The organism is Limosilactobacillus panis DSM 6035, from assembly GCF_001435935.1.
In the GTDB taxonomy this organism is placed as follows: domain Bacteria; phylum Bacillota; class Bacilli; order Lactobacillales; family Lactobacillaceae; genus Limosilactobacillus; species Limosilactobacillus panis.
This window is the reverse complement of sequence record NZ_AZGM01000139.1, coordinates 1-323: the sequence shown is the minus strand read 5'-3', so window position 1 is coordinate 323 and position 323 is coordinate 1. Positions and strand designations below refer to the sequence as shown.

1 pseudogene is annotated in these 323 nt (G+C 38.4%); it reads left to right on the top strand.

Annotation, left to right across the window (positions count from 1 at the left end):
• A pseudogene (locus FD32_RS08510) lies at positions 1-253 on the top strand (IS4 family transposase); the annotation flags it as partial.
• Between the last annotated feature and the right edge of the window lie 70 nt (positions 254-323).

Sequence of the window (323 nt, the reverse complement as noted above, 5' to 3'; positions counted from 1 at the left end):
CCAAATTACTGTCACGGCGATGACTTACCTTCTTTTAGCCTGGCAAGAGCGGCTTAATAAAGACGACCGGACACTTGGTGACTTATTCTATCTGATGAATGATAGCTTGCCAGAAGTTAAATTTATTGAGGCATTGGTCTACCTATTGAAGACATTACAGTCACAGGAAGTAGACTTCATCGATCAAACAATTAATCAATTCATGGCTTATTTACCGCATAATGTTCAAACCATTCTTCAAGCAGCCGTTTGAAACTAATTTTATTAAAGAAAAGCCAGAGTTGGTATGGGCTTTAGCCCTTTTGAGTGCTTTCAAGTTTTAG